This window comes from Halonatronum saccharophilum DSM 13868 (assembly GCF_000517025.1).
Classification (GTDB): Bacteria; Bacillota; Halanaerobiia; order Halobacteroidales; family Halobacteroidaceae; genus Halonatronum; species Halonatronum saccharophilum.
The window spans coordinates 6931-31618 of the sequence record NZ_KI912096.1; the positions used below are offsets into that span (position 1 = coordinate 6931).

Consider the following 24688-nt stretch of genomic DNA (forward strand, 5'->3'; position numbering starts at 1 on the left):
GAAGAAAAGTAAATGGAGTTGGCTTATCTTAGGAGGGGTAGATGTGGGTCGTAAAATCTTAGGACGTTAGATGACCGTAAGGTGATAGAAAGAAAGGTAATAATAGAAGTGTTTTGAATATATTTATAAAATAAATTATTATTTCTTTAAATTGTTTGCCATCAATAAGGATATATTTTAGCCAATAAGGTTGGAATTAGTTGTGTACACTATACAAATATAGAATTGGGAAATAAATATATATCTTTTATGGTTTCAAAAAAATAAAAAGTTCTTTAGAAACTAATGAAGATGAAATTTTTTGATAAAGGCTGTTAGTATTTTGATATCTTTAAATATCAGATTAAGAGTGATGCGGTGACGATCTTTTGTAGTAACTGTAAGATTGAGGAGCTGCCCTATGATTATAGAATCAAGAGTAGGATTCAAAGAATGGCCGTATTGATTTAAGCACCAGAAGAGAGTGTAAGAGAGGATCTAGCCGAGAGGGAAAATAAGGAGATATTTGATAGCCTAATGACGGGATAAGAGATAAGGTGTATGAGAATGAAAGAGTAAGAGTAAGAGGTGGTGAACAGATAATAAATGAAAGTTTTATAAAGAAAAGGATGTGGTATGTTAATGGGCCAAATAATAACAATATCAATACAGATCTTTAACTTTTTAGTATGGGGAGGCTTAATTGTTGTTGGATTTAAATTTATTAAAAAGACCTTTGAAGCATTAGATGCTATTGTTGAGATAAAATATATTTTAGAAGAGATAAAGGAGAAGTTAGACTAAAAATTAAATATCTTAATAAGATTATATGAGGAGTATTGGTTATAGATTTTTTAAGTTTGCAATTTCTTTTTTCCTCAATATTACTTTTAAATACAAAAAATTATGTTATAATAATTACTGATGCATACAATAATATAGTTGATTTTAAGGAGGAAATATAAATGGTAGAAGATAAAGGTTTATACTTAATTAGAACCTACGGTTGTCCGTTTGCCATGGTAAATATGATTAAATCAACATAAATAAAAACCCCTCTAACTCCTTGGATTAGAGGGGTTTGCTTTACATTCTTCCTTTGAGTCCTTTAGCATCTTCTTCCCAAATAAACTTATGTTTAAGACCATTTATAAATTCTATCTCTGATACCTTCTTATCATCAATTACTACCTTTTTAAGTATAGTTCTCATGAAGTCTTTGACCAGATCTTTATTTTGAAGTACTAAGGCTTTATAATTCATCCCTTCTTCAAATACCTTCTTAGTTAAAAAATATTGAGGGAATTCACTGATGAAGCTTAGATCAAATATTGGATTCTGTCTTTCTTTATTTAAAGAGAAGAGTTCTTCATTAATTTCATCTATCTTATCTTTAATCTCTTTCTTCTTGATTAGATAATCTTTCTTGCTCATCGAATCATCAGAGTAGAGATATAGATCTTCAAGGCGACCAAAGGCTCTTTCGTATTTCTTCTTTTCTTTCTGTAATATTTCAATTTCCTTATTCTGAACTTGGTTGTTAGCAGAATCTTCGAAGGCTTTATTAGAGGACTGGGTTAGTATCTTGTAAGTCATAGCAAGGCTATTTGATTCTAGCCCAACTACCTCTTTAAAGTACTTGCCATCAATAAGGATATCTTGGAGTTGGCCCTCGGAAGTAATTTCCGTTTGCTTAGCTTTCTCTAAGTTAATAATATAGTCTAAGATGAAGGGACCTAAGTTGACTTCTCCAATCATATTATAGCATTTTTCATCTGAGCTCTTTGGAAAGTAATTGGCTTTGCAACGATAAGCAGAAGGTCTGTAGCCATCGCTTCTAGCTCTATCTAGATAGGCAAGGTAACTCTCTCCACAGTCACCGCATTTTAAAAGGCTAGAGAAGACATGGGTGTATTTCACCTCTGTATGCATACGATTGCGATTCTCATTTAGAATAGTGTTTACATCTTTAAATTGATCTTTAGAGATTATAGCAGGAAAGCAATCTTCAACAACTACCCATTCTTCCTCATCCTTTATATCTCCCCGGCCTGATTCTTTATAGTTATAGCGGTATGTACCTTTATAGATAGGGTTTCTTAATATTTGATTGAGTGTCTTGGTATGCCATTTTGAGTCGTTTTTAGATTTGATACCTTCTTTATTTAATATATCTTGTATTTTGAGTAGTGATTTATGTTGTTGATATAAATTAAAGATATATTTAACTCGTTGAGCCTCATCAGAGTTGATTATGAGCTTTTGAGTATCTGAATTATAGTCATAACCTAGTGGAGTAGGAGCTCCGTTCCAAAGACCTTTTTGAGCTCTATCAATCATAATAGAGGATACTCTTTCTGAAGCTAGCTTTCTTTCTAACTCAGCAAATACCAGGATAATCTTTAACATAGCCTCTCCCATAGCAGAACTGGTATCAAACTGTTCATTTTTAGAGATGAAGGCTACACTATATTCTTTTAACTCATCATACATCTTAGCAAAGTCAACCAAGTTTCTTGAGATACGATCTATCTTCCAAACGAGTAAGTGGGTAAATTCTCCAGCTTTTATCTTCTGCATCATTTCCTGATAACCAGGCCTATTAGTATTCTTTCCAGAGTATCCTGCATCGGTAAAAGTTTCATAGTCATCGATTCCTAAAGCATATTTAGAGTAATTCTCAAGCTCTTCTTTTTGAAATTTAAGTGAGTCTTTATCTATTTGATGGTGAGTGGACACCCTTATATAAAGTGCTGCTTTTTTCACTATAATCACTCCTTGGTCATAGTATATGGATTAGAAGATGAAGATATAGTATATAGTTTAAAAATTCAAATTAATATTTCCAGAAAAATATGTCTTAAATTTTCTAAATACTATTAATTATATAGTCAAGATATTATTATAATTAAAGTAATAAGTAAAAGACATATTTCGTCACTAGACGACATTTACATAAATGTTAAAAATATCTTCAACAGATAATAAAAAAAGACTACTTGTCTTAAGTTAAACTTGTATTGCAGCCATCATTTCAATAGCAAATTGATCTGCTTCCTCTTCAATGATTGTATGTTGCATATTTAAGCCTATAAAATAAGGTTGAGCAGGGGAATGCTTTAGAACATGGTGAATCTCATGGGCTAAAACCTTTCTTTGAAGCTCCAAAGATAAATTTTTATTGATGAGTATCAGATATGAGTCATAAGATGACTTATAGGTGTATCCCCATAGCTCTGGGCCAAGCTTAGCCAAGCGAGGATATATATCATAAGAGTTGGCCCAGGAGAGTAGTTCTTGCAAAGTCATATCAGCTTTAAACTTACCCTCCATAGCGTTCCCTTTCTTCTTCTTCAAAGATTTTTGAGATCTTCATTAATCGTTTAATTGTATTAGGGCTAAGCTGACTACATTGCTTGGCAAACATCTGTAAATCATCTCGCTTAGTCATCTCATCAAAAAATTCTAATAGTTCTGGCTCATCTGATAGAGCTTGTCTAATATCATCTTCAGGTTTCTTTTTATTACTATTTATTCCTGCTAAATATCCTGCTGCATCCATTAATTGTTCATATGTCACATTATTTTGGGCAACATTGGCTAAGTTTTTTAAAATTTCAGGGCTAGGAGGTTTTTCTAGACTTTCATTGATAGCTTGAGAAATGTAAGTTCTACTTACATTAGACTCTCTTGCATATTCTGAATTTGATCTATCTCCTCTAGCTTGTTCTATCAAACTTCTAAACTTACTAGCGTTAAACATTTTAACACCTCCTTATTAAATTATACTATATGTGTTAGTAATTTCAACAGCATAACTGTTTAATTTTTTTTCATTTTATTGTTTAAAATATTGACAAACATAAAATAATTGTTTATAATATTAACAGAAGCTGAAAGAGGGGGTGAGTAATATTAAAGCTAATATGAAAAAAATTGATAAGTTATTTAAAGAAAAATTCAATAGCAATGTAACTCAATTTGCTGATTCTATAGGGGTTAGTCGGACTACAGTGTCTCAAATAATTAATAGAAAACAACTGCCTAAAGATAAGTTCTTCTGTCAATTGATTAATTATTGTGAGAAAAATAATTTAGATTTTAGAGAGTATATTTTTTTAAAGAAAACCGTCAAAAAAATAAACAGTAATAAGGATAGAAATGTAGTTATATGATACCCAGAAATATAAATTTAATTTTATAGTTTACTTTAAGCAGAGGAAATAATTTTTGAGGGGGTTGATAGTGTTGAACAATTTAGAATTGCGAGGTACTACCAAAGTTGTTGGTCGAGAGGTTCCAGAGATAGGAGGAGGCTTTGGTCAAGGTAAAAGGAGTATGTTAGCTAAGGATATTGCCAAGTTTCATGGTAAGGAATTGAGATTTGTTAATCAAAATATCAACAGAAATAGAGAAAGGTTTAGAGATGAAGTAGATATCATTGATTTAAAGGAGAATAATTTCGTTGTCACTTTGAGCAACAGCGGAATTTTAACCCAAAACTCAATCAATGCTTCAAGCAATATATACCTACTAAGTGAAAGAGGTTATGCTAAGCTAATTAAAATCTTCAATGATGATCTAAGTTGGGAGATGTATGATAAATTACTTGATGAGTACTTTGAGATGAAAAATGGATTGAAGGCAGATGATGATATATCTATAGCCTTACAACTGAACAAACAGATTGGACTAGCTCTCCAAGAAATGGCAGCTAGTAAAGCTGAGATAGCAGAGGTTAAAGAAGATGTAAGGAGGTTATCTGATAAGGTTGAGTTTGAGATTAGGGATGAGGATGTAATAGCCAGTGATTTGGCCCATCATTTAGATTTAAGGACGGTAAGTGGTATAGCTCATAATCAATTAATTGGATCTATAGCCAAGAAGTTGGGCTTTAAGATTGGTTATAACCGTAGATATAGAGATGAGAATATCAAGATAGTTGAACAGGATGGAAATTGGTATCAAGTTTACTACACTCCTATAGGAGCAGATAAGATAGTAAATTGGTTTAATAATCATAAGGAAGCAATTTATTATGAAGATAGATATAGAAGAGACGGTAAGTATGGAAATGCTGGAGATTTGAAGGAGAAGGGTTATATTGTTAGAGGAACTAAGTATAAGGTCTTTGAGGCAAGAGTTAAATAAATTTAGAGGAGGAATAGAGAATGGCCAAAGATTATTCAGACTTTTCAAGGGCGAGAAATTTTGAACCAAGAGAGTTAGTTGATGAGGATGGTAATGAGATTATTGAGAGGAAGGCAGAGTATGGTATGTATATGCTTTATACTCACTTTGGAATTAAGGATATTGATGAGTTTCATCAAGAGATGGCTAAGATTCCAACTCTTGAGGAGCTTTCTGCGAGTATATTAGAAAGTGCCCTATTTGTGCATAAGGTCTTAAATGGAGAACTGGAAGTAAGTTAGTATATCTAAGATTTAAGATATTAGAGGATGTGATTAAGTTGGATCTTGTTCATCAAATTCAATACTTTGTAACTGGCGTGGTAATAACAGTTCTGGTACAACTGCTATACCACCCAGTCAAAGATATAGTAAAAAATCTCAAGTTCATTATATCAGAAAAGGGAAGGTAGTACAATGAGTGATTACTTTGATGCTACAGTAAGAAGAATACAGAAGAACTTTGATATATATAAGCAGACTAAGGTTAAGAAAGATAGAGAGAGTAGAGAGTTAGAAGAGTTGGGAGATTTAAGGGTTAGAGTAGGAAGAAATAGAGGGAGAAGGTTAAGGGAGTTGCCTTATAAGGATCTAGAGTGGTTAGCTACTAGATCCTTTGATCGTGAGCTTAGAAGGGCTGCTACCAGTTATTTGGCCCTTATCTATTAGTAGCTTTATTTCTATGGTAGTTAGATTCTCAAATCATAAGAGATGGGTGATAAGATGAGTAATTTATTATTAAACGAAGCACCTTTGATAATCCAACCTGGTTTGGCTGAGAAGGTGGGGATTAATAAAGCTATAGTCCTACAACAGATACATTACTTCTTACAAAGGAGTAAGCATATTCACCAGGGTAGGCCTTGGGTTTATAATACCTACAAAGAGTGGCAGAAGGAGCACTTTAAGTTTTGGAGTACTCGAACAGTAAGAAGGATAATCAATAGCTTAGAGGAAGATGGGTTACTTCTGTCAGCTAATTTTAATAAGAAGAGGTATGATGAGACTAAGTGGTATACGATTGACTATGATAGGTTGGAGGAGAAGGTAAGTGAAGGTTCAGATAAAGACCAAGAAAAAGAGAAAGAGAAACCCGCTGGACAGATTGACCACCACCCCCCTGGACAAAGTGACCAAGGGGTGGTGGACAAGTTGACCAACACTGGTGGACAATCTGACCAGACCTATACCATAGACTACACAGAGACTACTTACAAAGATAGTAGTAGTATAGGGGAAATTTACGAAAAAATCTTTGGAAGGACTATAACCAAGCATCATTTAGAGATATTAGATACCTTTATTGACGATCTAGGTGAGAAAGTAGTTATCTTTGGATTGGAGTATGCCAGTTCTCAAAATGCTAAAGCAATGTCTTATGTTCAGAGAGTGCTTAACGATTGGGTGAAGCAGAAGGTGAGTTCAGTAGAGGAAGCTAAGCATCAAATAAAGCAGTTCCAGAAGAAGAATAGGAAGGAGAGTAGAAGAGATGGAGAAGCTCCAGGAGATAATAACCCAAACAATGGAGAAGGTGGGCAGGACCAAAGCAGTAGACTTGCCCAAAAAGCAAGAAAGCTCCTTAGAGAAGGAAAGGTGTCCTTACCAGAGATGTAATGGTGATGGCTTTGAGGTGGTAGAAGAGGGTGGAAGGTTGATAGCTGTTGAATGTGATTGTCGGGAGTTAAGAACAATCAATACAAAGCTGGAGTTTGCTAGGATAGATCAAGAGTTCTGCGAAGCTACTATTAGCGATTATAGGATTAAAGGCTATTATAAGAAAGAGTCTGCAATCGAGAATGCTATGATCTGCAAGAAGTCGGCGAGTGAGTATGTGCGAAGATTTGATGAGATGAAGAAGAGAAAGAAGGGGCTTTACTTTCATTCAAAGAGAGCAGGGAGTGGTAAGACCTTGCTAGTATCGGCAATAGGTAATGAGCTGATTAGAAGGTATAAAGCCCAAGTTAGATTTGCAACTGCTGGTGAGCTACTTGATGCAATTAGGGCTACCTACAGTAAGGATTCTGAGCTTAAGACACACCAGTTGATAGAGGCAGCCAAGAAGGTAGAGGTCTTGATAATTGATGATCTAGGCCAACAGACGGTAAAAGCAGATACAAATGATCATCTCTTTGATATCTTCAACTATCGGATTAAAAGTGATGTGGTGACGATCTTTTCTAGTAACTGTAAGGTTGAAAATCTGCCTTATGATTATAGGATCAAGAGCAGGATTCAAAGGATGGCCGTACCTATTCAAGCACCAGAAGAGAGCGTAAGGCAGACTTTAGCCGAGAGGGAGAATGAGGAGATACTGGATAGCCTACTGACAGGATAAGGGCGGTGCAAGGAGTATCGAGTTAAAAAAAGAAAGGGTAACTCCGCCCACGGAGAGTTTTTTGGTTTTTAAAAACTCGGAGGGGGATAAGGGATGGCGTTTTACATTATTTTCCGAGGGGGTATTATAGTGAGTAAGCATAAGAGGTTGATTGGGGTTTTGCTTGAGTATAGGAAGTTGAAGCGGAGGGTGGAGGCTATTGATATACAGTTAGAGTATAATCAGCAGGCGATTGATTATGAAGTACCTAGAGTGCAAGGTGGAGGAAGTTGTGATCCAGTTTATGATGTGGTGGAGAGGAGATTGGACAGTAAGTTGGCCCGGGAAAAGGAGGAGAAGGAGAGGATTATTGACTTGATAGAGGTTGGCTTAGGAGTATTAGACAAGGAGGTAGAGCTACCTCTAATCGAGGCTAAATACCTTCAAGATAGTGTTGAAAGGGATAATATGATCTATAATAGCAGTAGCTTTCCTTATTCGGCTAGCCAGTACTATCGGGTGAAGAAGAGGGCCTTGGAGAAGTTGGAGGAGAGTATAGGCGATTTGATATAGAAGGTTAAGAGATAAAAGTTTATATTGTTAGACAATTATCTATCACACTAATACTTGAAATAGATTCCACAAGATTTTACAATAGTCAATGTTGATTTTATAAGTTGATTTTTGAAGAGGGTGGTTTTGTGAGAAATAATAACTGTATTAGAAAAGAGATTGAATTATTGAGAACTAAGATGGTTGAGGAGGTTAGAAATAATGCTTCAGTTAGTGAAGATGCTATTAAAATAAGCCAAGAATTAGATGAGAAGATCTTAAGTTATATGATAAATAATTTAGATTAAATTTCTAAATAAATATAAATTGTGAAGCTAAAGTCAAGGGTCAACGGCCTTTGACTTTTTTTGCTCTTAAAAAGTATTTGGGGAGAAGAAGGGGGAGTAAGTTGCCTGGGAGCAGGAGAGAGAATTTAATAAAGGTTGACTTAGAAGTCTTAGATAAAGAAGTAGAGTTAACTTTATTAGTTTAGAGTAAAGTTGTATGGCTTATGAATTTAAAAGATTTATTTTCTAGATAGACAACAACTGTCATACCTTAAATGCTATTATATTAATTAATAGGTTATAGCTAAAAAAATGGGGTGATTTTAATGTTCTACTATCTAATTCTAACAATAATTTTACTAGTAATCATTAATTTTAAATCAGCAAAGAAGGTTAATTATTATAAGCAAAGGGCAGAGAGAATGTATCAAAGGGCGATTAAAGATGGAATGACGGGGCTTTATAATTATGAATATTTCTTATCAGAGTTAGAAAAGAGCAATAGTCCCTACTCTCTGATTATGTTTGACATAGATAACTTTAAGCAAATCAATGACCAATATGGACACCAAGTAGGAGATCTGGTGATCAAGGATATAGCTGCTAAAGCAGAAGGGGTTATTCGAAAGACTGATTTACTTGCTAGATATGGAGGAGATGAATTTATAATGGCTCTATTTGACTGTTCGCCTAGGGAGACAAAAGTAGTATTAAATAAATTACATAGCCATATTAATAGAGCTTCTATTTTAGTGGAAGGAGAAGAGGTAAGTTTTGCAGTATCTATTGGGGTTTATGATCTAGATGATGGTATAAGAACAAAAGAGGCACTAAAAAGGGTGGATTTGGCCCTTTATAAAGCTAAAAGAGAGGGTAAAAATTGCACGGTCTGTTATTAAAAAATATCATGGGGGCTTATCTCTAGGGGTGAATGTTCTAGAATGAGAAGGATTTGCTTTGAAATAATTTATAGCCATTTCAAGGAGAGTATTAATTTAGAGATACAATGTTATTTTTTCAGTTAATTTCATTTAATGTAAAGGAGATTGGAGTTTTATATCGAATTTCTATTAAGATGTTCAATATTGGCATAAAGGATAAAAGAAGGTGGTTTTTATTAATAAAGGTGAACTATCCAAATCATTAAGGATAATCTCTATCTTTGAAAGGTTAAATAAGGGGAAAATCTTGAATAAGAAAGAGGAAGCGGATCGTTTTGGTGTGGATGAGAGAACTATTCAAAGGGATATAAAGACACTAAGGAACTACTTTGCTGGTTCTTATAACTATAATGATAAGATTAAGCTCTTTTATGATAGAAAGAAGAAGGGCTATCGATTGAATAGGGGAGATAGCAGTTGGCTAAATCAAGAGGAGATACTGGCTATGACCAAGGTCTTATTGGAGAGTCGTTCCTTTAATGAAAGGGAGATGAATCAACTACTGGATAAGCTGATTCTACAAGCAGAGCCTAAGGAGAAGAAGCATATCGAAGAGGTAATTGCTAATGAGCGTTTTCATTATAATCCGCTAAGCCATTGTAAGGATCTCTTTGAAATGATTTGGGACTTTAGCAAGGCTATTAGGGAGAAGAGGATATTGGAGGTAGATTATATTAAAGCTACTTCATCTGAGATCAACAGAAGGTGCTTAAAGCCTGTAGGGATTATCTTCTCTGAATTCTATTTCTATCTGATTGCTTATATAGATGGTTCAGATATAGACTTTCCTATAGTATATCGCTTAGATAGGGTTGAAGGCTACCAAGTTAAAGAGGAGAAGTTTAAAATCCCTTACAGTGAGCGCTTTGAAGAAGGGGAGTTTCGTAAGCGAGTACAATTTATGTATACTGGGAAGCTGATGAGGATTAAATTCAAGTTCTGGGGGAGGTCGATTGAGGCGATATTGGATAGGCTGCCTACAGCCCAGATAGTAGGTGAAGAAGGTGATAAGTATATTGTGGAAGCTGAGGTCTATGGTGAAGGGATTAAGATGTGGTTATTGAGTCAAGGGGAGTACTTAGAGGTAATAGAGCCAGCTAGTTTTCGTAATGAGATTAAGGGGACTGTGGAAAAGATGTTAGGTAATTATAGTCTATAATGGTATTGTGTAAGTAGTAAAATTTTAGTGCCAAAATTGAGTTATATAGAAATAATTATTTTTTCATATAGACGATTTATGTCCACCCTATTATATTATAATATATATAGTTATAAATAGATAAATAATACATTTAAATTTTTGACAAAAAATAATAAAGATAGGGAGTGGTTCAATGGAGAATAGTAGTACTATTAGATCTTTACTAAAAGGTAATGATTCGCAAGTAAATTATAATGTCCTAGTTTTAGCTACTATGAGTTCTGGAAAATCTACACTTATTAATTCAATAATAGGTAAGGATTTACTTCCAAGTGAGAATAGGGCTTGTACTTCTAAATTTATTAGAATAACCGAAGATAACGAAATAGAAAAATTTGAAGGATATGCATATTATAATGGTAAGAGTATTTTTGAAGATAATGAGATTAAACCAGATAAGGTCAAAGAATGGAATGAGGATAAGTCCATAGATACTATTCATTTAAAAGGTCCTTTACCTTTTATAAAAAATTCTTTTAGTAGGGTTAACTTAATTGATAGCCCTGGGCCTAATAATTCTAGAGACAGATTACATATGGAAAGAGTTGATGATATTTTGAGTCTTTCTAATCTAAATCTAATAATATATATTATTGATGTAAGTCAATTAGCTACTAGTGATGATAGAGAATTATTAGACAAATTGAATAACAAGCTAAAAGGTAATAAAAAAACTGATGTTTTATTTGTATTAAATAAAACAGACAAACTTGATATAGAAACAGGAGAAGATATAAAGGATATTGTATTAAAAGTAAAAAAATATCTAGCAGAATCAGGTTTTGAAGAACCTAATTTAATAGTTTTATCTGCTTATGCAGCTAATTTATTTAGGAAAGTTCTAAATGATGAAAGTTTATCAAGCAAAGAGAATATAGATTATCGTTTCTTTTATGATATATTTTCTGATCAGAGATATAATTTAAATAAATTTTCAATTCTAAATAATTTATTTGATAAAAAGATAAGAGAGGAGGCTCAAAACAAAAAATTAAAGGTTGGTTTTCTTTTCAATTTATTCAATAGCTTCCTGTCATCATTGGTAGCTAAGATAAGAGGAGAAAAGAACAGGAAAGAAATTATTTTTCGTCTAGAGAATACAGGAATATTTCAACTTGAAGGGTTTATAAATCAAAGTATAAAATTAAAAGAATAAAATTTCAAAATAGACTTTGAAAGTATAGAAACAAAAGAGGATAGAAGAGAGATGGGGAATATATATGTGGCAAAGCATTCTATAGAAGTGAATATGAAATATATTCTAGATCTTTTTAAGAAGGTCTTAGAAAAGCGGGAGACAATTGAGTATTGGCAAGGTGAGATGAATAAAAATAGTCAAAAAGATAAGAAGTTAATAGTCTCTGTCAAATGCTTTGGAAAATAACAATGCTTAAAATAATTAAATCTAAATTAGTTTAAAATCTGTTCTAAGTTAGATAATAATATAAAGGAGGAAATGAGTTATGGAAGTATTTATAAAGCATAATCCATTTACAATTGAGACTGAATTTAGAGTTGGTGGGAATGAAATTGCAAGTAATAGTAAGTTGTTTTCTTTTAAGAAAGAAAGACTGCAGTTTTGGATATCTGACTTAATTTCTATATTACATGAGGAATTAAATGAAGATTCTTTTAAAATTAAATTTCAAGGGAGAAGACTTGATTTTGAGGATGTAAGAGAAGAAGTAGAGTTTTATAATAAAGAGAAAAATTTCGAGATAAGTCTTGAATATATAGAAGGTGAGGGGAGTAGTGACAAGGAGAATGATCTGAGGGACTTATTTGAAGATATGCAAAATGGGCCATTTGAGGAGTTAAAATCTAAAGAGATTAAGAATAAATTTGAAAAGGCTCTAAGCTCAGAGTTTGCAATCAGTGTTATAGCAACAATGAGTTCAGGAAAATCTACCTTAATTAATGCCTTATTGGGTAGCGAGTTAATGCCTTCAAAGAATGAAGCTTGTACTGCAACTATAGTATCAATAAAGGATAATGGTCAAGGTCAATTTAAGGGTAAAGTTTATGACAAAGAGAATAGGTTGATAGAAGAGGTTGATGATGTTGATTATGAGAAGATGGAAGAGCTAAATTCTAATCCAGAGGTAAGTCTGATTGAATTAAAAGGTAACCTACCCTTTGTCTCTTCTGATAAAATAAATCTGGTATTGGTAGACACACCTGGCCCTAATAATGCAAGAAATTCTTCTCATAGAGACCATACTTATAGAATAATAAAAGAAGAGAGTAAGCCGATGGTCTTATATGTATTGAATGTTGCTCAATTTGCAACTAATGACGATTCAACATTATTAGAAGAGGTGGCTGAGCAGATGAAGGTAGGTGGAAAGCAATCGAAGGATCGTTTTATATTTGCAGTTAATAAGGTTGATTTGCTTGATCCAGAAAGAGGAGAAAGCATTGAAGAATCTTTAAATGAAGTCAGAAAATATCTGCAAGAAAAAGGAATAAAAAATCCCAATATATTCCCAGTCTCTGCGGAACTAGCAAAGGTTATTAGGCTCAATCAGCAAGGGAAAAATTTAAGCAGAAATCAGAAAAGAACTTTATATGGGATTGATTTATTTAATGATGAAGAAGAGATGCACCTTCTAAAATATGTTCCTTTAATCAATAGTTTAAAGAATGATTTATACGGGGAGATAGCAGCTGCTAGGGAAAGTAATGATGAAGAGTTAGAGGCTTTGCAACATTGTGGGATTACTGCTATCGAAGCAGCTATCAATGAATATATAGAGAAGTATGCTATAGCAGTTAAAATCAAACATGCTGTAGATTCTTTCAAGAAGGTGGTAGAACAGAAGAGAATGATGCAGAATCTACAGGATAAGATGAAGAAGGATAGTCAAAAAAGAGAAGAGATTCATAGAAGAATGAATATAATAGGTGAGGAGTTAGCTAAGGGAGAGCAGGCCAAAGAGTTTAAAGAGAAGATAATGAACCTTAATATTGATAAACAAGATAAAATCGCTCCTATTAGAGATAAAATTGAAAGAAAGATATATAATTTAAGTGAGAAATTTAAAAATAACAAAGTCACTATACCAGAAGCTAAGGCTTTGACAGATGCGGCAAGGGTAGAGATAAAGAGTTTGCAGAGTAATATCTTAACTGACTTAGAAAAGTTGGTACCAGAGGTGTTAAGAGTCCAGGCAACTGAATTATTAGCAGAGTATAAGGGGTATGTTGAAGGTCTAATCGATGTAGAGGATGAAGATATCAATTTAGGTGAGGAGGTTGAGCTATTCACAAAGAATCTACCCAATCCTAGCCAACTAGTAGAGAAGTATCAATATAGTCAAAAAAAGTGGGTGGGTGATAAGTGGGTTAAAAATCCTGATAGAAAGTGGTATAAGCCTTGGACATTCTTTACTGAGAATAAAGGGTGGAATAAAGGTGTATTTGAAGATCGCACATATGTCAATACAACTAAGTTAGCAGAAGAGTTTATTAAACCTGTAAAAAAGAACTTATATCAGAATATAGAAAATGCTAAAAATCATATCGATTATGAGGCAGAGAGCTTAAAAGATTATTTTTTAAATGAGATAGACAAATTAGATCAAGTATTAAAAGATAAGGTAAGTGAATTAAAGGAGTTATCATCGAATAAATCTAATTTGGAGGAGCGGTTAGCTGAAACTGAAGAGAAGAGAGAGTGGCTAGATAGATTTATATTAAAATTAGATAAGATATTAGAGGTTTAATTAAAGGAGGGATTATAGTGTGGAGACCAGATAGTTACTTAGAAGAAGCGGTGAATGAAGGTGATATGTTAAGCATAAAGGTAGCTTTAACGACTTATATGCAGAAGGATCCTGCAGCTAGAGATGATATAAGGAGGGCTTTGCAGTATATTAGGGATAATGTAGAAGGATTTAAGATGGACGAGCATGATGGGAGAAGTTTTAGAGCTAAAGAGGATTGGGATAAGGATTATATAGCGAAGTTAATTGGTCAATTTATGGATAACTTTTCACAAGAGCGTTTTGAACATCTGTTAGATGTGGGAGAGACTTTATACTCTAAACCCAAGGCAATTTCTAAAGGAAGTGTAAGTAATAGTAAGAGACATAACACTAGAAATAATAATAGAGTAACTATCAGCAAGAAAGAGGAAGGTGGTATAAAAAAGCTGATAAATCTTCTCTTGATAGGAGTAGGGATAATAGGGGGAGGAGTTCTTCTGTTAAAACTGGCAAGACCTCTAATCAATCTTATAAGGAACAACCCATTATTGATAGTTCTAGGGATGGGAATAATAATGCTAGTTATTTACCTGATTCAAAACCGGAGAAGATAGATGAGCTAAAATCTTTTAGTAGTAAGAAAAAATCGTCTTTAGATTCTGAAAATAAGAAACGAGAAGATGAAAAAATAGATTTAAATAGAGGACATGAAGAATTTTTTGAAAATCAACAAAAATTGCATGAAAATAAGAAAAGGTAGGTGACTAGATTGGAAAATCAAGTGTTAGAAGAAGGTAAGAACAGTTTGGATGTTAGAAAAGCTGAGGAACTTTTCTCAGCTTATAATCTGGTAGATAACTTTGTCAAAAAGAACTATTTAATTAACCTTGCTAGTAATGATATAGTCCCAGTTTCTGATAAGATTAAAAATTTGAAGGTTTCAGATTCTATTAGAATTTTTAAATTAAATAAGGTTGTCTATGATAGTAAAGAAGATAATTTAGATAAGTTGCTTAGTGTATATAATACTATTGAAACGATTGGAGGTTCTTTAATATTAATAATAGATAGTGATGGTAAGAAAACTGATTTTTATATAGGTATTAAGGTAGCTTCTAAAGATAGTGCCCCTTCTTCAGCACAAAATGCTCTAAAGAAGAGCTTGAGTGGAAACTTTGCTGGGACTGAAGTAGATAATTTAACTAACTCTAGGATAGAGGAGCTGACAGAAAGTCTGCTAAAAACTCCTTATAGAGAGAGTAATAGGGTAGTCTCATCAGTCTCTGGGATTCCCTCTTTGAAGGACCAAGATAAGGAGAAGTTTGTGCAAGGGATTGAGAAGTTAATCGATTCAATGAGTGGCGAGAAATTTTCAGCAATCTTTATAGCTGACCCCGTTGAAGATCAAAAGATTGAAGAAATTAGAAGGGGTTATGAAAATTTATATTCTCAGCTAATTCCTTTTGCTAAAACAGATTTAAACTTTTCTGAGAACGAGAGCAAAGCTATTACAGAAGGAGTTACTGAAGGATTTACCAAAACGGTTAACCATAGCTTAAGTCAGACCCAAAGTCATGCAGAAGGTACTTCAACTTCTGTTAATGAAAGTAGCAGCAAGGGAAAGACTAGAAATGCAGGAGGAGTTATAGGAGCAGCAGGAGCTGGAATTGGGTTTGCTTTTGGAGGCCCTCTTGGAGCTATAGCTGGAGGAGCAGTAGGTGGTGTTATAGGAGGTATGGTTGGAAGTTCAACTGATACGGAGACTACAGGACATACCCAGACTGCTAATACTTCTGATAGTAGTAGCAAAACTTTGCAAAGAGGGGAATCAACCTCCGATTCTGTGCAAAAGAATAACTCTGAAACTAATACTTTGGGAGGTTCAAGATCATTACAGATAAATTTAGAGAATAAGGTGGTTATGAACCTACTGGATGAGATTGAAGGGCAACTAGATAGGGTGAAAGAAGGGAAAGATTTTGGCATGTGGAATTCGGCATTCTATTTTATTGCTGATGATAGACAGACATCAGAAATAGCTGCTAGTACCTTTAAAGCAATAATCAGAGGAGAAAACTCTGCAATAGAGAGTTCATTTATAAATACTTGGGACAACAGTAATGACATAAATTTAATTGAAATGCAAAATTACTTAAGGAAGTTTCATCACCCTTTGATAGATTTAGATGTAGATAATAACTTTAATATTCCTTATGTTACTCCAGGGTCATTGTTGAGCGGTAGGGAATTGACTATTCCCTTTGGATTCCCAAAGAAATCGGTTAATGGACTATCGGTCATAGAGATGGCTGAGTTTGGTAGAAATATAATAAGCCATAATAACAGAGAGGGAAGAGCTAAAGTTGATATAGGCAATATATTTCATATGGGGAAAGCAGAAGATACTAGAGTGGAGATTGATGTGAATAGCTTAGCTATGCATACCTTTATAACCGGTTCTACGGGTTCAGGAAAGTCAAATACAATCTGTAATCTATTAGACAATCTTGATAAGAAGGGGATAAATTTCTTAGCTATTGAGCCTGCTAAAGGAGAGTATAAGAGTATCTTGGGTGGTCGAAATGATGTAAATGTATATGGTACAAATCCTAAATTTACTCCAATGCTCAAAATTAATCCCTTTAAATTTAGAGATTCGATACATGTATTAGAGCATATTGATAGATTAATAGAGATATTTAATGCTTGTTGGCCAATGTATGCTGCTATGCCTGCTGTTTTAAAAGAGGGTATTGAAAGGGTTTATGAGATGAAAGGATGGGATCTTGAATATTCACGCAGTTTTTCTGGTGTTGTAGAGTATCCTAGCTTTGAAGATTTGGCAAAGGTTTTACCGATGGTTATTCAAGAGTCAGGTTATTCTCAAGAACTTAAGAGCAATTATACAGGTGCATTAGTCACTAGGGTCAACTCTTTGACCAATGGTCTTGTTGGAAGGGTTTTTAGCAGTGATGAGATAGAAAACGAAAAATTATTTAAAGAGAATTGTATTGTAGATTTGAGTAGAATAGGGTCTGTTGAGACAAAATCCTTAATCATGGGAATATTATTTTTAAGATTACAAGAGGATAGGTATGCTGATTTTAGTGGAGAAAGTTCCGATTTGAAGCATGTTACTGTACTAGAAGAAGCTCATAATCTGCTTAGAAAGACCTCTTTAGACCAGAGTCAAGAAGGGGCCAACTTACAAGGAAAATCTGTTGAAATGATTTCTAATTCCATTGCGGAGATGAGAAGTTATGGAGAAGGGTTTATAATTGCCGATCAATCACCAAATTTATTAGACCAATCAGTTATTAAGAATACCAATACCAAGATTATATTGAGGCTACCAGATGAAGAAGATAGGCAACTAGTTGGAAGAGCGGCAGGATTAAACGAAGATCAAATTAGAGAATTGGCCAAGCTTAGAACAGGGGTAGCAGCAATTTATCAAAATGATTGGTTAGAGCCAATATTGGCAAAGATAGATAGGTATGAAGTAAAAGTTCCTTTTAGTCATATTAGCAACATTGAAGAGAAGGTTGCAGATGACAAAGAGATGCGTAGTCAGTTGATAAAGTTATTATTAAGATTTAATTTAGAAGAGGAGATAGATTTGAGTTATATAGATATAGAGAAACTAAAGAACTGGCTAACAGGAGAAAAGATTAAGAAGAAGATTAAAGAGGAGTTACTTGTTAATTTAGATAATTATAAGAGGTATGAAAATATGGAATTATGGGATAAGAGTAAGTTTGAAGAGGTATCTGAAATGATTTCAGAGTTCTTTGATACTAAGAGATTAGTAAGGTTTGCTTTTGATTCTAATGATTTTATAGATTGGACAGATAACTTTAAATTTGGGCTTAAGAATTATGTAGAAATTAATAATGTTGAATTAGAAAATATTTTAGTAAAACACCTATTAAATAATAAGGCTAAAGATGATGAAGGTTTTAAAGATTTTTATTTCAATTGGGTTGAAAGAGTAGAAAGAAAAGGGGGGATAATATGATAGAGTCCTTTATTTTAAAAGAAGTTGGAAAAGAGTTGGTTAAGGAGTCGTCGGAGATACCTAAATTTGCCAAAGGACTAAAACCTAAGGAGATTACTAGCTTTGAAGAAGCGAATAAAGATTATGAAAAAATAAAAACTCGTAATGAAGGTCTTGAAGGACTGAGGCATTCTGAAACAGGTGTTTCGTTTCAAAAGAAAGAGATTGATTTAGGTGAAAAAATTATAGAAGGTGTATTCCCTGAGTTTACAGCAGAATTTGAAATGGAATTAGACGAATCCTTACACTTAGAAAGTGATAGGAAGCAATTTCAAGCAGCTAATTCTGAATTATTAAAAGAGGTAGTTGAAAATCCAGAATTAAAAGAGAAGTTTAATTCAGAACAGCTAGAACAGATAATGGAAGGTGAAACGCCAGATGGTTATACATGGCATCATAGTGAACAGCCAGGAGTAATGCAATTAGTTGATGAAAAAACACACGCTCAAACTGGTCATACTGGCGGAAAAGCAATTTGGGGTGGAGGTCAAGGTAATAGATAATTATAGAGGAGGGAATTAAATGTCTAATCAAGTAATTTGGAAGTTTGCTAAAGAAGATGTAAAAGAGGATAGGGTTAATCAAATCGAGGAGAAATTGAATATTAAGTTTCCTAAAGATTATATTGAGTGCATTATGAATAATAATGGAGCTAGACCTAGACCTAATGCATTTGATATTAAAGAAAGAAGTGAGATTACAATTAAATCATTATTAAGAGTAGATGAAGAAGAAGGTAACTTATTAGATACTTATGAGTGGATAAAGGGTAGATTACCAGAAAATATATATCCATTTGCTAGTGATAACTTTGGAAATTATATCTGCTTTGATTATCGTGAAAATAAAGTGCCCAACGTTGTTTTTTGGGATCATGAAGAACCAGATAGTAATAATTCTATTAAATATATAGCTGAAAGTTTTAGTGATTTATTATTGAAATTATATAAATAAATCTAAAAAACCACTAGCATTTGCTGGTGGTTTTTGTCCTCTTATGAACTTTTTTGCAGGAAAACAATAGGATGCTGATGAAATAATTAATAGAAATAACTACTTACCAAAGGAGGGTGAAGAGAGTGGATAAAGCTATAGTTCTATCAGACTCTTATATAGATAGTTTTGATAGTTTAGATAAGCAATCAAGAAAGTTAATTAAAAAAAGCCTTAAGAAGTTTGCATTACAGGAGAAGGGAAATGGGTTCCAACTCCATGACCTACATAGAACAGATTGTGATTCAAGCTTTAAGAGTATCAGGATAAATAGAGATCTAAGGGCCATCCTCTCTCAAAAAGGGGACAAGTATATATTCTTATATGTGGACCACCATGATGATGCCTATGACTGGGCCAAAAATAAGTACCTCGACAAGAGTAGTTTCGGATCGGTATTTCTCTATGATGACTATAAGTTAAAGACCTATCAGGCTGAAGAGATGAGTGATGAGGAGATAAACCAATTCTTCGATAATAGACCTTCATTGTTAGAAGATCAAGGTGTTACTATCAAAGATTTACTCAAACTAGATATCAACCAGGTTCATGGTGAGTATCTGATGCAGATCAAAGATGAAGGTAAGTTCTTAGAGTTCATCTCCTTTATGCCTGAGGAGATACAGGAGGGACTAATAGATATCATTGCAGGTGAGAAGAGTGTTGCTCAGGTCTATAATATACTCATCGATAATCTCTTAGAAGAGGCCGACTCCATAGAAGAAGGGTTAGAGCATAAGGACTCTAAGAGGAGGTTCTATACTGTAGAGGATATAGAGGAGCTTGACCATATACTCGATGAGGGTATGGACCGATGGAAATTATTTCTCCACCCCAAACAGCAGGAGTATGTTAAGAAGGACTATAACGGGCCAACGCTGATAGAGGGTGGTCCAGGAACAGGGAAGACAGTGGTAGGTATGCACCGAGCTGTACACCTTGCTAAGAATATCTTTACCCAAGAGGATGAGAAGATACTCTTTTGTACCTTCAGCAAGAAGTTGGCTACCTATATTAAGGGTAATATGGAGGAGTTGGCAGAGCAGAAGGGAGTGAAAGGAAGGATAGAGGTCTGGGGTGTAGATAGCTTAATCTATCACCTTATGAAGGATTATAATCTGCCACGTCCTATCTTTGATTATAAGAAGCTTGAAGAGCTAATGGAGGAAATCTATCTGAAGATGGAGTTGCCAAGATCATTTTACTTCTATAAGAGTGAGTATAAGGAAGTAATACAGCGTAATAATATCAAAAGTTTAGTGGAGTATCTTAATGTAGATAGGATTGGCAGAGGAGAGCCTTTATATAAGAAGGAGCGAAGAAATGTGTGGACCTTCATGGAGAAGATTCTAGAGGAGAAGAGAATTAGGGGCTTAATAGATTATGAGGATCGAGCCGCTTTATTGGTAGAGGCTATGGAGAAAGGAGATGTTGGCCCGAGGTATAACTCGATTATAGTCGATGAGGCCCAGGATCTATCCCCAATGAAACTCAAGGTTTTGGGAGGTTTGGTCAAAGCAGGTAAGAATAATCTAATGTTACTTTCAGACCGCAACCAGAGAATATTCCAATTAAGTAGTTGGAAGAGGGATGCGGGAATAGATATAGTAGGTAGGGCCTATTATCTGACCTTAAATTATCGAACCACCGAGCAGATTAGAAGATATGCCGATAGTCAGCTTATAAGCTCTCAAGTAGATGCAGATTATATTAGAGAGTATAAGAGCCTATTTAGAGGACCAGAGCCTAGGGTGAGATCCTTTGATAACCATAAGGAACAGTATCGTTACATCGTATCACAGGTTAGAGAACTTCTTGACTCTGGAATTGAGGGTTATCAGATAGCAATTTTAACTCCTACCTCTGGCGACTTTAAGAAGATAGAAGGTATCTTAGAGTATGAAGGGATACCTCATACAATTTTAAAGAAGAGCAGATATCCAAAGGCGGGAGATGGGGTATCAGTCACCACATTACATGGTAGTAAGGGGCTAGAGTTTAGGGCAGTAATTATAGCCAACTATTCAGAGGTTGCTCAACGAGTAAGAAGGGAGATCCCTAAAGAGTTCTATGGTCAAAATGACTTAAAACAGATTGAATGTGTTAAGTATGTAGCCTGTACTCGAGCCAGAGAGGAGTTGTTTATAAATTACGTTAGCAAGAGTTAAGGGGAGCAAGAGATTAATGATAAAGATTATTTTTCTAAAATTTTATAAGAATAATGAAATATATTTTTAATGTCTTGTTAGGCAAGATACTTATTGATAAGATAATAACTTCTGAGAGGTAAGTAAAAGTGTGTCATCTAAACCATCTAAGTAGTAGGTATGAGTAAGTTGGTATAAATTTGGAAGATATAAGAGTTAAATTATTGATATAATATAAGGTGAAGAACTAACTTAAATTAGTTAAGAGTGCAAAGTAAGAGTTGGTTCAAAACATAAAAGAGTAATCAATAACCACAAAGAAGTCAAGGGCCAACGCCTTTGACTTTTTTAGTTACAAATTAAAAATAAGGGGGTGTTGTCAGTAAATGAATGATGAAGAGACCAAGATCATTAAATGTAGTGGAAAGAAAGGTGATGGTAGCAGGTGTAGTAGAAAGAATGAGGTCAACTCAGACTTTAAAGGTAATTGGTACTGCTGGCAACACAAAAAGAAGTCACAGAATGTCACAGATGTGGAGAGTAAGGAGTTAGACCAGAATCAGCTTAAGGCTATAGAACTTCTTATCTCAGGAGAGTTTACTAAAACCGAGATAGCCAAGAAGTGTGACATCAGTAGAAGGCAGTTGTATAGGTGGCTGGAGGATGAATTCTTTAAAGAGGTTTACTACCAAAGGCTAGATGAGATCAAGGATAAGTTCAATCCTAAGTTGCTGAATATGATTAATGGTATTATGGATTCTACTAAGGTGGAGGAGATAGAGGAAGAACTTGATAAGATTGATGCTTTGGAGAAGTTATTTAAGCTGTATCAGTTATTGAATGGTGAGGCAACTGATATTATTAAGGGGGATTTTAAGCATAAGGGAGATATGAACTATAGGATTGATTTATCTTATATGAGTGACGAGGAGTTAGAAAAAGAGCTGGAAAAGATTAAGGGATAATAAAGAACAGTTGATAATTGATAATTGAAAATTGAGAGTTAGAAAGCAATTAAGGATTAAGAATTGAAAGTCAAGAGCAAAGAAAAGAATAAAATTAATCATAGGTGATGGATATGGATAGAAGGGATAGGGAGCGATTGTTGGTTTTTGAGCGGGAGAGGAGGATTAGGAGGGCCAAGAAAAGCTTGTGGGAGTTTTGTAAGATGTTGGCCCCGGACTTTTATAGAGAGGGAAGGTGGCATTTAAAGTTGTTGTGCGATACCTTGCAAGCTCTTTATGAGGGTAGGTTGGTCAAGGAGGATGGGAGCCCTTATAAGAAGTTGATGATGAATATGCCACCACGCCATGGTAAGTCTAGGACTTTGATTAATTTCTGTATGTGGGCATTGGGTAGGGATAAGAGCAATAAGGTGATCACTTGTAGCTATAATGATGATGCAGCAAGTGATTTTTCTCGTTATACCAGAGATGGAATAGCCCAGGAGAAGACTTATCCTCATGAGATTGTTTATGGAGATATCTTCCCAGAGAGTAGGATCAAGAAGGGGAATGGTTCTTATCAGCAGTGGGCTTTGGAGGGTGAGTTCTTTAACTATAAGGGTGCTGGAATTGGAGGTAGTATTACCGGAAAGGGTTGTAATATCTCTATAGTTGATGATCCAGTAAAGGATGCAGAGACGGCTCTTAATGCTAGGGCCTTGGATAAGATATGGACCTGGTATAGTGGGACCTTTCTTTCTCGTAAGGAGGAAGGGGCAATTGAGATTATTAATATGACTAGGTGGGCCAAGAAGGATATCTGTGGTCGGATATTGGTTGGCCCGGAGGCAGATGATTGGTATCTATTGAAGTTAGAGGCTAAAGACCAGGAAGGGAAGATGCTATGTTCTGGCCTCCTCTCAGAGAAAAGTTATCAGAGTTTGAAGGTTAATATGGTGCCAGAGATATTTAAGGCCAACTATCACCAGGAGCCGATAGATCAGAAGGGTAAGCTTTATAGCCATTTTAGTACTTATAACTGTTTACCAGCTAATCAAGAAGGAAAAATGATTATCTCCTATATTGATACTGCTGATCAAGGAGATGATTACCTCTGTGCTATAGCAGGTTTAGAGTATGAAGGAGAAATTTATATAGTTGATGTTCTTTATACCAAAGCAGGAATGGAGGTTACTGAACCCCAGACAGCAGAGTTTTTGGTTAGAAATGGGGTTAATAAGGTTAAGATTGAGAGTAATAATGGTGGTAGAAGCTTTGCTAGGAATGTAGAGAGGATATTATGGGAGGAGTATAAGACAAGAAGGATTGACCTGCAATGGTTTCATCAGAGCAAGAATAAGAAGGCAAGGATTATATCTAATAGTAGCTTTGTGATGAATCATATTTATTATTCTGAGGATTGGAAGAATCGTTGGCCTAATTATTATGAGGCTATGAACTCTTATCAGAAATCAGGCAAAAATAGGAATGATGATGGGCCAGATGCTACGACAGGGTTGGCTGAGATGGTGAGTGAAGGGTTTGAGTTGATGATCGGACGGGTTTAAAATTAAGGGATAAGGGATAAGGGATAAGGGATAAGGGATAAGGGATAAGGGATAAGGAGTGATAATTATTCTTAAGTATTTTAGAGAAGTTTTGTTATGTTTGGCTTGGATGCTTGGGTGGGGGCTGGTTACTTGGGCTTTGGTTGATTTGTTTGGGAGTTGGGTAGTTAAGTTTAGTGTTGGAGTTTTGTTATTAGGATTGGTGGGGTATGGGTTTATTTTGAAGGTTTTTAGTTATGGGATTTATGCACTATTAATTGATGAGGAAAAGGCTATTGAAAATAAAGTTAATAATATTAACTAAAAAGGTATTAATTAACATTAAGTCAAGTATAATTAATTATATCAAATTAAAAATTAGGAGGAGATATAATGGATTCAAAAGAAATTAGAAATAGAGTTATGGAGTTTATGAATTCACAAAAAGAAGATATTAAAGAAGGAGCCTATCAAGAAGCAAAAGAAAAAATAGAGGAAGAGTTTTATGAGATACACTTAGATAAGACACTTTTTGAACTTTATATGGCTAAAAAATTTCATAATATAGAGCCAACTATTGAAGCTGTAGAAAATAGGCTTGAGCTTGATAAAGAATTTATTATGGATTTTATGAGTTATGCTGAAAGAAAAGGTTACATAAGTAAAAGGAAAGGTAATTTTGAAGGAGAGCCACTTCTTTTAACAGGGAAAGGAATAAAACATATTCAAATGATTATTGATAAGTCATTTGAATAGTATGTTAAATCTTTTAAAAGCGCCTAGACTCTATATTTATGATAGAGGTAGGTGCTTTTTATTTTAATATATCT

The 24688-nt window shown here is 34.3% G+C and carries 26 protein-coding genes; 23 read left to right on the plus strand and 3 right to left on the minus strand.

The window, feature by feature from the left end:
- The first annotated feature begins 621 nt into the window (after window positions 1-621).
- The gene (locus HALSAC_RS17100; RefSeq protein WP_156924134.1) at window positions 622-783 is read left to right on the plus strand and encodes a hypothetical protein; all 162 of its coding nucleotides are present in this window, start codon (window positions 622-624) and stop codon (window positions 781-783) included.
- A 282-nt stretch (window positions 784-1065) separates the two neighbouring features.
- Here the strand turns inward: HALSAC_RS17100 and HALSAC_RS0110330 are convergent, their stop codons facing one another.
- The 3 genes from HALSAC_RS0110330 to HALSAC_RS15665 form a co-directional block, all read right to left on the minus strand.
- Window positions 1066-2745 (minus strand): recombinase family protein, encoded by a 1680-nt coding sequence (locus HALSAC_RS0110330; protein WP_027340200.1) that lies wholly within the window; start codon window positions 2743-2745, stop codon window positions 1066-1068.
- A 243-nt stretch (window positions 2746-2988) separates the two neighbouring features.
- Window positions 2989-3312: an ImmA/IrrE family metallo-endopeptidase gene (locus tag HALSAC_RS15660; protein ID WP_051412183.1), complete on the minus strand. Its 324-nt coding sequence runs from the start codon at window positions 3310-3312 to the stop codon at window positions 2989-2991.
- Window positions 3302-3742, minus strand: a complete 441-nt coding sequence (locus HALSAC_RS15665; protein WP_051412184.1) for a helix-turn-helix domain-containing protein — start codon at window positions 3740-3742, stop codon at window positions 3302-3304. The genes HALSAC_RS15660 and HALSAC_RS15665 overlap by 11 nt, the downstream gene beginning before the upstream one ends.
- Before the next feature lie 163 nt (window positions 3743-3905).
- On the opposite strand from HALSAC_RS15665, the gene HALSAC_RS0110345 reads away from it, so the two are divergent.
- The 22 genes from HALSAC_RS0110345 to HALSAC_RS0110460 all read left to right on the plus strand — a co-directional run bounded on the left by HALSAC_RS0110345 (window position 3906) and on the right by HALSAC_RS0110460 (window position 24614).
- Window positions 3906-4154, plus strand: coding sequence for a helix-turn-helix domain-containing protein (locus tag HALSAC_RS0110345; RefSeq protein WP_027340201.1), 249 nt, complete (start codon window positions 3906-3908; stop codon window positions 4152-4154).
- 73 nt (window positions 4155-4227) lie between these two features.
- The gene (locus HALSAC_RS16565; RefSeq protein WP_156924176.1) at window positions 4228-5130 is read left to right on the plus strand and encodes an ORF6N domain-containing protein; all 903 of its coding nucleotides are present in this window, start codon (window positions 4228-4230) and stop codon (window positions 5128-5130) included.
- A gap of 20 nt (window positions 5131-5150) precedes the next feature.
- On the plus strand, window positions 5151-5411 hold the full coding sequence (locus tag HALSAC_RS0110355) for a hypothetical protein (RefSeq protein ID WP_027340202.1): 261 nt from the start codon (window positions 5151-5153) through the stop codon (window positions 5409-5411).
- Window positions 5412-5585: 174 nt separating this feature from the next.
- Entirely contained in the window at window positions 5586-5837 is a 252-nt protein-coding gene (locus HALSAC_RS0110365) for a hypothetical protein (protein ID WP_027340203.1), read from the plus strand.
- 42 nt (window positions 5838-5879) lie between these two features.
- Window positions 5880-6782, plus strand: a complete 903-nt coding sequence (locus HALSAC_RS16570; protein ID WP_084804454.1) for a DnaD domain protein — start codon at window positions 5880-5882, stop codon at window positions 6780-6782.
- Complete coding sequence (locus HALSAC_RS0110375; RefSeq protein ID WP_169730092.1) at window positions 6691-7503, plus strand: DnaA ATPase domain-containing protein; 813 nt, start codon at window positions 6691-6693, stop codon at window positions 7501-7503. The genes HALSAC_RS16570 and HALSAC_RS0110375 overlap by 92 nt, the downstream gene beginning before the upstream one ends.
- A 129-nt stretch (window positions 7504-7632) precedes the next feature.
- The gene (locus tag HALSAC_RS0110380) at window positions 7633-8055 is read left to right on the plus strand and encodes an ArpU family phage packaging/lysis transcriptional regulator (RefSeq protein ID WP_027340206.1); all 423 of its coding nucleotides are present in this window, start codon (window positions 7633-7635) and stop codon (window positions 8053-8055) included.
- A gap of 128 nt (window positions 8056-8183) precedes the next feature.
- A complete protein-coding gene (locus HALSAC_RS16885; protein WP_084804458.1) occupies window positions 8184-8342 on the plus strand; it encodes an aspartyl-phosphate phosphatase Spo0E family protein in 159 nt (52 codons plus the stop codon).
- A 305-nt stretch (window positions 8343-8647) separates the two neighbouring features.
- Complete coding sequence (locus tag HALSAC_RS0110395) at window positions 8648-9220, plus strand: GGDEF domain-containing protein (RefSeq protein WP_027340207.1); 573 nt, start codon at window positions 8648-8650, stop codon at window positions 9218-9220.
- 289 nt (window positions 9221-9509) lie between these two features.
- Window positions 9510-10421 carry a helix-turn-helix transcriptional regulator gene (locus HALSAC_RS0110400; protein WP_245579463.1) on the plus strand — a complete coding sequence of 304 codons (912 nt, stop codon included), beginning with the start codon at window positions 9510-9512 and terminating at the stop codon, window positions 10419-10421.
- A 175-nt stretch (window positions 10422-10596) separates the two neighbouring features.
- Entirely contained in the window at window positions 10597-11619 is a 1023-nt protein-coding gene (locus HALSAC_RS0110405) for a dynamin family protein (protein ID WP_027340209.1), read from the plus strand.
- 51 nt (window positions 11620-11670) lie between these two features.
- Entirely contained in the window at window positions 11671-11847 is a 177-nt protein-coding gene (locus HALSAC_RS17105) for a hypothetical protein (protein WP_156924177.1), read from the plus strand.
- 79 nt (window positions 11848-11926) lie between these two features.
- Window positions 11927-14188: a dynamin family protein gene (locus HALSAC_RS0110415; protein ID WP_027340210.1), complete on the plus strand. Its 2262-nt coding sequence runs from the start codon at window positions 11927-11929 to the stop codon at window positions 14186-14188.
- A gap of 17 nt (window positions 14189-14205) precedes the next feature.
- A complete protein-coding gene (locus tag HALSAC_RS0110420) occupies window positions 14206-14784 on the plus strand; it encodes a hypothetical protein (RefSeq protein WP_027340211.1) in 579 nt (192 codons plus the stop codon).
- A gap of 146 nt (window positions 14785-14930) precedes the next feature.
- Complete coding sequence (locus HALSAC_RS0110425; RefSeq protein WP_425402510.1) at window positions 14931-18188, plus strand: ATP-binding protein; 3258 nt, start codon at window positions 14931-14933, stop codon at window positions 18186-18188.
- Window positions 18185-18730, plus strand: coding sequence for an HNH endonuclease (locus HALSAC_RS0110430; RefSeq protein WP_027340213.1), 546 nt, complete (start codon window positions 18185-18187; stop codon window positions 18728-18730). The genes HALSAC_RS0110425 and HALSAC_RS0110430 overlap by 4 nt, the downstream gene beginning before the upstream one ends.
- Before the next feature lie 19 nt (window positions 18731-18749).
- Window positions 18750-19181: an SMI1/KNR4 family protein gene (locus tag HALSAC_RS0110435; protein WP_027340214.1), complete on the plus strand. Its 432-nt coding sequence runs from the start codon at window positions 18750-18752 to the stop codon at window positions 19179-19181.
- 125 nt (window positions 19182-19306) lie between these two features.
- Window positions 19307-21388: a UvrD-helicase domain-containing protein gene (locus HALSAC_RS0110440; protein ID WP_027340215.1), complete on the plus strand. Its 2082-nt coding sequence runs from the start codon at window positions 19307-19309 to the stop codon at window positions 21386-21388.
- Between the two features lie 365 nt (window positions 21389-21753).
- Window positions 21754-22332: a phBC6A51 family helix-turn-helix protein gene (locus HALSAC_RS15680; RefSeq protein ID WP_035571774.1), complete on the plus strand. Its 579-nt coding sequence runs from the start codon at window positions 21754-21756 to the stop codon at window positions 22330-22332.
- A 107-nt stretch (window positions 22333-22439) separates the two neighbouring features.
- On the plus strand, window positions 22440-23879 hold the full coding sequence (gene terL / locus HALSAC_RS0110450; RefSeq protein ID WP_027340216.1) for a phage terminase large subunit: 1440 nt from the start codon (window positions 22440-22442) through the stop codon (window positions 23877-23879).
- 58 nt (window positions 23880-23937) lie between these two features.
- Window positions 23938-24183 (plus strand): hypothetical protein, encoded by a 246-nt coding sequence (locus tag HALSAC_RS0110455; protein WP_027340217.1) that lies wholly within the window; start codon window positions 23938-23940, stop codon window positions 24181-24183.
- A 68-nt stretch (window positions 24184-24251) separates the two neighbouring features.
- Window positions 24252-24614, plus strand: a complete 363-nt coding sequence (locus tag HALSAC_RS0110460) for a hypothetical protein (RefSeq protein WP_027340218.1) — start codon at window positions 24252-24254, stop codon at window positions 24612-24614.
- Window positions 24615-24688: the final 74 nt, after the last annotated feature.